The sequence below is a fragment of the Flavobacterium sp. genome (assembly GCF_035456225.1).
Classification (GTDB): Bacteria; Bacteroidota; Bacteroidia; order Flavobacteriales; family Flavobacteriaceae; genus Flavobacterium.
Genome location: NZ_DATIDM010000091.1, coordinates 1 through 7,175, shown reverse-complemented (window position 1 = coordinate 7,175; position 7,175 = coordinate 1). Strand labels below are relative to the sequence as shown.

At 36.6% G+C, this 7,175-nt stretch carries 8 protein-coding genes and 2 tRNA genes; 5 read left to right on the top strand and 5 right to left on the bottom strand.

All coding sequences use genetic code 11. The features are described 5' to 3' along the window. From VLB74_RS05340 to VLB74_RS05325, 4 genes are all read left to right on the top strand, one after another. A partial coding sequence (locus VLB74_RS05340) for a type I phosphomannose isomerase catalytic subunit (RefSeq protein ID WP_325202425.1) occupies window positions 1-847 on the top strand: 847 nt, incomplete at its 5' end. 56 nt (window positions 848-903) lie between these two features. Beyond that, window positions 904-1,170, top strand: a complete 267-nt coding sequence (locus tag VLB74_RS05335) for a hypothetical protein (protein ID WP_325202424.1) — start codon at window positions 904-906, stop codon at window positions 1,168-1,170. A gap of 79 nt (window positions 1,171-1,249) precedes the next feature. Continuing rightward, window positions 1,250-1,323 (top strand) — tRNA-Thr (locus VLB74_RS05330). 59 nt (window positions 1,324-1,382) lie between these two features. Further along, window positions 1,383-1,456 (top strand) — tRNA-Thr (locus VLB74_RS05325). A gap of 101 nt (window positions 1,457-1,557) precedes the next feature. Here VLB74_RS05325 and VLB74_RS05320 read toward each other — a convergent pair. The 5 genes from VLB74_RS05320 to VLB74_RS05300 all read right to left on the bottom strand — a co-directional run bounded on the left by VLB74_RS05320 (window position 1,558) and on the right by VLB74_RS05300 (window position 6,365). Further along, window positions 1,558-2,280 carry a DUF4369 domain-containing protein gene (locus VLB74_RS05320; RefSeq protein WP_325202423.1) on the bottom strand — a complete coding sequence of 241 codons (723 nt, stop codon included), beginning with the start codon at window positions 2,278-2,280 and terminating at the stop codon, window positions 1,558-1,560. A gap of 178 nt (window positions 2,281-2,458) precedes the next feature. Beyond that, entirely contained in the window at window positions 2,459-4,321 is a 1,863-nt protein-coding gene (locus VLB74_RS05315; protein ID WP_325202422.1) for a M61 family metallopeptidase, read from the bottom strand. A 97-nt stretch (window positions 4,322-4,418) separates the two neighbouring features. Beyond that, complete coding sequence (locus VLB74_RS05310; protein WP_325202421.1) at window positions 4,419-4,700, bottom strand: TIGR03643 family protein; 282 nt, start codon at window positions 4,698-4,700, stop codon at window positions 4,419-4,421. Between the two features lie 150 nt (window positions 4,701-4,850). After that, on the bottom strand, window positions 4,851-5,450 hold the full coding sequence (locus VLB74_RS05305; RefSeq protein ID WP_325202420.1) for an alpha-ketoglutarate-dependent dioxygenase AlkB family protein: 600 nt from the start codon (window positions 5,448-5,450) through the stop codon (window positions 4,851-4,853). A 21-nt stretch (window positions 5,451-5,471) separates the two neighbouring features. Further along, the gene (locus VLB74_RS05300; protein ID WP_325202419.1) at window positions 5,472-6,365 is read right to left on the bottom strand and encodes a DMT family transporter; all 894 of its coding nucleotides are present in this window, start codon (window positions 6,363-6,365) and stop codon (window positions 5,472-5,474) included. Window positions 6,366-6,550: 185 nt separating this feature from the next. Here VLB74_RS05300 and VLB74_RS05295 point away from each other — a divergent pair, with 185 nt between their 5' ends. After that, a complete protein-coding gene (locus tag VLB74_RS05295; RefSeq protein ID WP_325202418.1) occupies window positions 6,551-7,138 on the top strand; it encodes a murein L,D-transpeptidase catalytic domain-containing protein in 588 nt (195 codons plus the stop codon). The last annotated feature ends 37 nt before the right edge of the window (window positions 7,139-7,175 follow it).

Genomic DNA, 7,175 nt, shown 5'->3' with positions numbered 1-7,175 from the left:
ATTATCCACCGTTCCGGGTGGGGTAAGTGTTGTTGCCAATGGCAGCTATGTCGGTTTATCGGTTAATGACCTGATTTTGAAATTTCCGGAGGAAATAATGGGGAATAAAGTTTATAAAGATTTTGGAACTGAATTTCCACTTTTGTTTAAGTTTTTGGATGCTAAAGAAGATTTGTCGATTCAATTGCACCCTAATGATGAACTGGCTAAAAAACGTCATAATTCTTTTGGGAAAACGGAGATGTGGTATGTGGTTCAGGCTGATTCAGATGCCCGAATTATTGTCGGATTCAAAGAAAAAGCGACACCGGATCAATACCTGAAGCATTTGGAGAATAAAACACTGCCCTCTATTCTTAAAGAAATCCCTGTTCAGAAAGGGGATGTTTTCTTTTTGGAAACAGGAACGGTACATGCTATCGGAGCCGGTACGGTAATTGCCGAAATTCAACAGACTTCTGATATCACCTATCGTATTTATGATTGGGACAGAACGGATGCTAACGGTAATTTGCGTGAACTACACATTGATCAGGCTATAGAAGCCATCACTTATGATGTTGTTGAAGCTCGAAGAATCTATAAAACGGTGCAGAATCAAAGTAATAATGCTGTTGATTGTCCCTATTTTACAGTAAATGTGATTCCGCTTGACGGAAAAATGAATTTGGTTAAAAACGGAGATTCCTTTACTGTTCTGGTTTGTACGGAAGGCAGTTTTTCTGTTGTAACCGATTCTGGGTTGGAATTCAAATTTAAGTTGGGTGATACCGTTTTACTGCCGGCAGCACTTACTGATTTTGAATTGGTTGGTTCTGCAACCTTGTTAGAAATATTTATTTCTTAACTAATTATCTGAAGAATAATTGTAATTTTGCAAACGAAATTTTAAATAAAAATAAAATGGCAAGCGTAAGAAACTTAAAAAAAGACATCAACTTCGTATTGGGAGATATCATTGAAGCAGTTTATATCCACGAGATGACAACAACTGGAAAACCAACTGCTGAAACTGATGCTTTAATCGATGAGGCTATCACATCTTTTGACGGTTTGATCACTAAAGTGAACCAAAAGAATGTGGAAAATAAAAAAGCACATTTAAAACAAGTTAATAAAGATTTGGAAGTTATTGCTACTCAATTGGTTGAAAAAATCAACAAATTGTAGTCTGAAAAAATCATGAAAAAGTGCAAGTAACAGTTTGGAAGTTTCAAAAACTCCACTATATTTGCATCCGAATTGAGACGCCGGTGTAGCTCAGCTGGCTAGAGCAGCTGATTTGTAATCAGCAGGTCGTGGGTTCGAGTCCCTCCATCGGCTCAATTTTTTTACCACTTTTCAAGTGGTTTTTTCTTGATACAAAATGCAACAATATAGTTGCCGGTGTAGCTCAGCTGGCTAGAGCAGCTGATTTGTAATCAGCAGGTCGTGGGTTCGAGTCCCTCCATCGGCTCAAAAGGTTTTCGGAAACGGAAACCTTTTTTGTTTTTAATCAAATTTGATATATGGTGATAAAAAAAAGCGACTGTTAAAGTCGCTTTTTTTTATTTTGTATTAATTCGGTAGCTGTTCCAGTTTTTTTCTTTCAGTGATAAAAGTGGTAAGCTGTTTTCCGTATTTTGATTTTGCCACTTCCGGTGACATCGATTTATGAATCGTGTCCAAATATTTGATGTTTGCGTCGTATATTTCGGTTAAGGCGATATAAGGTGCTATTTCGTGCTTACCGTTATTTACGGCGAAATTAATAGCGTCCAGGTAACTTCTCAAGGTTAATTTATCGGCACGTTGATTTAAACTGTCCTGTTTTTGGGTATTGTTCACTTTTTTTGCCAATAATGAAAGACTGAAGGTTTTGTTTTGCTCATCATTATAACGCATTTTGATTTTCTTAAAATCATTGTATAAGTCGTTATTTTTTGATCCGGTTACTTTTGCTTTTGCATAGAACTCTTTCAGCGTAGTTTCTATCGTCATATTGCCTGGTTCTGCGAAGAATGGTAATACATTATCTACCGATTTGGAAACACCCCGGTTCAAAGTCAGGTAAAGCATTTCAGGTTCGCTTATCTGAAGTTCGCTTTTAAAGTTGGAATCTCCTTTTATGGTGATACTGTCTAAAGCTACCAAAGAGGAATCGACAATATGTTGAATGTACAGTTTACCTTGTTTTAACCCGTCAACTTTTCCTGAAAGGTGCAGATTTGTTTCACTTTCTTTTTTATCGCAGGCAACCAATGCAGTAAGAGCAAAGGCCGCAATCAGTAATTTTTTCATTCTTTTTTGTTTAATCGCTGCAAAGTAAAGAAAATAAATTGAAACGCCTATAAATTAACGTTTGGTCCGTTTTTGGGCTGATTAAACTAAAGAGGTCATTCTTAACATCGAATTGTTCTGTAAATAAAAAACCCCAACATAAATTTGTCAGGGATTTTTATTGTTATTAAAGAGTCTGTTAGCCTTTTAGCCAACTTTCTTTTAATTTGGCTTTAGCGTTGTCAGTTGCCTGATAGCCTTCGATTTCATCTACTGGTAATGAAACTTTTCCTTTTAAGGTCTGTTCTTTACCGGCGCGTTTTATTTTTACGGTTATCGGATCGCCTTCTTTCCATCCGGAACTAAGCATGATTAAGTCATAAATGTTATCCAGGTTGTAGCTTGTATCGTTTATCGCCAAAATTGTATCGTCATTTTTGATTCCAAGGCTGGTCATGAATTTGTTCAACTCAACATCAGGAAGAATTTGGATTTCTTTTGTTGCTGGATCCACAGTAATATATGGCGTGGTCTGGTTTTTAATAAAAGGGTTGCCCGGCTTTTTGACCTTCGCATTGGTTACACCCATTTTTGCAAAATATTTGTCGTAAGGAATCGGAGTTTCGCCTGCAACATAGGTTTTAAGGAATTCACCAACTGCCGGATAAGTTAAAGATGTGATTTTCGCAAACAATTCGTTGTCGTTGAATGGTTTCTTACTTCCGTATTCCGAAGATAAAGCGTGCATTAAATCCAAAATACCTTTTTCCCCATTACTGCTCTCTCTCATTTGGATGTCAATACACATCGCAATTAAAGCTCCTTTCAGATATACATTATAGTAAGAGTCTTTGTATTGTTTGTCCAAGATGTTTTTACTCATCGTGATGAATGGCATCTTTTCGTTGAAACGTTTGGATTGTTCAATTTTATCCACCATTCTGTTGTAGAAGTCTTCTTCAGAGATTAAACCTTGATTTACCTGGAAAAGATTAGCGAAATATTCCGTAACACCTTCGTACATCCATAAATGTTCGGACATTTTTGGATTGTTGAAATCGAAATACTGAATTTCATTCGAATGCACGGTAAGCGGCGTCACAATATGGAAAAACTCATGTGAAACCACGTCTTTCAATTGTTCCAATAATGCCGCTTTTGGCATCATTTCAGGCATGACAACGGTTGTCGATGTGGTGTGTTCCAATGCGCCAAATCCTTTTGCATCCGCTTTTTTCATATCGGACAAATACAATAAAACACTGTATTTTTTTGTAGCATTGACAGGACCCAAGAATTTCTTTTGGGCACGCATCATGGTTTCCATTGCCGGAGTGATATCGGCTGCTTTATAATTGCCGTTTGGCGAATATACACTGATCAGGATTTCCATATCGTCTACCTTGAACGTAGTGTAATCCGGTTTCGAGTACATGATTGGGTGATCAACTAATTCTGCATAACGGGAAGTGGTAAAGACATCTTTATCGGCGCTCGGATCGGTATCTGTTAAAGAAGTTGCTCCCCATAAGTTGGCCGGATGAGAAACAGTAATCTTATATGGTAATTCCGATTTTCCTTCGAAATACCCCACAAAACCATGGGTGTTTATCATGAAGTTTACGCCAGCTTCAATATTGGTTCCTGCCGGAGAAAAAACATCTTTTCCTCCAATACCACCGCTGGTTTCCGTGTCAAATGAATCATTAACAAGGTAGGTTACTTTACTAATCTTTTTTGCATCGGATATGGTCCATGAATTTTCATCTGTTTTGGTAATTGTCAATGGGTTTCCTTTTGCATCAAAGGCTTTTACTTCTTCAATGAATCTTCCGTAATTGTCTTCAGAATAAGTTCCCGGCACAGTTTTAGGGATGTGGAAGATCACTTTTTCTGTAGTGAAAGCAGGAGGTGTGATGGTTACCATTACTTTATCATCGTTAACGTTTACCAGGTCGATTGCGACTTTTACGTCATTTACTGTTGCTGTTGGAGTGCTTTGAGCCGCTTTACAACTTAATAGTGCTGCAGCCAATGCCAGTGTACAAATGATTTTTTTCATTATCTATGTTTTGATGTTAAATAAGTAGTTGATATGCTGTTTTTGTTACAAAAAAATGGTTGAAATAAAAAAATCTCCCCGGTGAAGGGAGATTTTTTTAGTCCATTTTATTTTTAAAATAATATTTGCTGTCTAAATCGTCGTCCTCAAGATTGTTGAATTTTTGAGGTTTTGGTTTTGGTTTACTTGCAGATACCTTCTTCTTCCATAATTCAAAATTGTCTTTTGACAGTTTTTTTCGCATCAGTTCAGTTACATCATTCTCTGAAATCCCAAATTCTTCTTTAATAACTTCAAAAGGTTTTTTCTCCTCTTGTGCCATGGTAACAAGACGATTTAAAGTCTCGTTGTCCATTTCTGAAATCCTACTTTTTTTCATCAGATGAAAAATTAATACAATAAAAGTTTAAAAATGTTTAAAAGTTCAATACCAATATTAGTAAAAAAATGGTTTTGTAGGCAGGAGCGGATTATTTTTTTTTATTTTTCAAAAATTGCGGTAAAAAGGGATTTTAATTTGCATTTTATGCTATAAAATCGTCCTAAAAGTAAGGTTTATTCGGGGATTTATTGGCTTTGATGTTTTTGGGATCTGATGTTTCCAATAGTGTTGTGTGGTACCTTTCATCAGTAGCAGACTCCCGTTTTCCAATACTATATTTTGTTTTGCCTCTTTTAAGGTATTGTGTTTTAACTGAAAGGTTCTTTTTTCCCCGAAACTCACCGAAGCAATTACGGGATTTTGACCCAGTTCTTTTTCATTATCGGCATGCCAGCCATTACTGTCTTTGCCATCGCGGTATAAATTGAGCAAAACAGAAGAAAATGTTTTTCCCGTGGTTTGTTCTACTTTGGATTTTATCTGCAGCAGAAGTTCACTCCAATTGTGAGGCTCCATCGTAATATTGGAGTAGGAATAGGGTTTTCCTTCATTCCCGAAAAAGGATGTCAGTCTGGGCTGTTTGTATGTTTTTCCGAAAATGGTAATATCATCCTGTTGCCACGGAATTTCGTTCAGAAGCTGATGAAACAAAGCACTCGACTCAATTTCGGAAAAGAAATTCGGGTAATATTCGATTTCGGCATCGTGCAAATCGAAGACAATTTTATCGGTTCCGAATAAATCCATGTTTCAAAAAAGATGAAAGTGTTATTTTCGTTTAAAATCCACGTTCATTATTACAATTGCTGTAATGATAAGCAGAATTCCAATCCATTGGCTTAAAATTACGATTTCATTCAAAATAAAATAGGCCATCATTACTGAAACGGGTAACTCTAAAGATGATACGATACTGCCCAAACCAATCCCTGTGTTCGGAAAACCGGCATTCATTAACAAGGGTGGAATAATCGTTCCGAAAAGAGACAGGATAATTCCCCATTTCATAAAGATAGAGATATTATAAGGGGTGGTCTGTGTGGCAATTGTAAATCCAAAAACAACGATCGCTCCCCCTAAAAGCATGTACAGACTGCGTTGTGCCGATGAGATGCCTATTGCAATCCGATTGGCTGTAAACATTGTTGCTGTGAAAGATATTGAAGCCAACATCCCCCAAACAATGCCTCGCCAATCAAGTTGAATATTTGTTTTTATCAGATTGGTAGCTAAAGCGGTTCCGATTAAAACGATGAACACCGCAGCAGTTTTTTGTAAAGAAGGCTTTTTTTTGTCCAGTATCCATTCCAATAAAACACCCATCCAGACGGTTTGCATCAACAAGACAATTCCGATGGAAACCGGAATATATTTTACTGCAAGATAATAGAAAATACCAGTCATTCCAGTAGAAGTACCGGCAAGCATTAAATGGAAAATATTTCGGCCAGAAGCCTTTACCACATCATTTCCTTTTTTTGCTTTCTGAAAGAAATTAATGAGTAGTATACCAAGGATCCCCAATATAAATTGTGAAGAGGTTACTTCGGCTGTTGTATAGTTTTCTTTGTAGGCTAATTTCACAAATGTAGCCAGCATGCCGTAGCTTGTTGCGCCTAAACCGACTAAAAAAACGCCTTTGATAACCCTGTTTCCAAACATATTTTTCAAATTTTAAAAGCCGGCAAATATAATTTATTTGTCACATTTTTTAATGTTTTTGTATAAAATCTGAATTTTGTGTTTTAGTTAAGTTTGATTAATGAGTTTTTTACGCACCTGATTTATACTAAAATTCTCAAAAATTTGTTATTGAAGAGTTGTTCAACCCTTTACTTACGAATTTTATGAAACATGTTGTGTTGTTGCTATTTTTATTGGTTATCTGTTGCAATAATTCCAATAAAGTTAATAAGGATTATGCTGATTATCATTCGGCCGCCCTAAAGTACTGTAAAGACAAGGGGTTTAATGATCGGTACTATTTTCTGCTTGATTTCAGTATCCATTCCGGAAAAAACCGTTTTTTCGTTTATGATTTTAAGAAAGGCGGAATAACCGATCAGAATCTGGTAACACATGGTTCCTGCGATGTTTTTGAATCCAACCTTACCAAGTACAATACGGCAAAATTTGATGTTAAGACCGACAGTCATTGTTCGATGAAAGGAAAATATAAAATCGGAAGAAGGGATTCCAGTTCCTGGGGAATTAAAATAAAATACTGGTTGGAAGGGTTGGAAGCGTCCAATAAAAGTGCCGTTGAAAGAGTGGTTGTCCTTCATTCCTGGGAAGCAGTTGCCAATAATGAAATATTCCCTGATTACAGTCCGTTGAGTTGGGGATGTCCTGCAGTCTCTGATGACTTTATGAAAAAATTGGATGGAAAACTGAAAGCTTCTGATAAACCTGTTTTGCTGTGGATAATAGAATAAAAAGAGGCTGTCTCTCTTTTGAGACAGCCTCTTGTTT

Coding starts and splice junctions, on each gene's coding strand:
- VLB74_RS05315 (WP_325202422.1), bottom strand. CDS start 4,321: ATGAAAAAAATCATTTGTACACTGGCATTGGCTGCAGCACTATTAAGT.
- VLB74_RS05335 (WP_325202424.1), top strand. CDS start 904: ATGGCAAGCGTAAGAAACTTAAAAAAAGACATCAACTTCGTATTGGGA.
- VLB74_RS05305 (WP_325202420.1), bottom strand. CDS start 5,450: ATGGATTTATTCGGAACCGATAAAATTGTCTTCGATTTGCACGATGCC.
- VLB74_RS05300 (WP_325202419.1), bottom strand. CDS start 6,365: ATGTTTGGAAACAGGGTTATCAAAGGCGTTTTTTTAGTCGGTTTAGGC.
- VLB74_RS05320 (WP_325202423.1), bottom strand. CDS start 2,280: ATGAAAAAATTACTGATTGCGGCCTTTGCTCTTACTGCATTGGTTGCC.
- VLB74_RS05295 (WP_325202418.1), top strand. CDS start 6,551: ATGAAACATGTTGTGTTGTTGCTATTTTTATTGGTTATCTGTTGCAAT.
- VLB74_RS05310 (WP_325202421.1), bottom strand. CDS start 4,700: ATGAAAAAAAGTAGGATTTCAGAAATGGACAACGAGACTTTAAATCGT.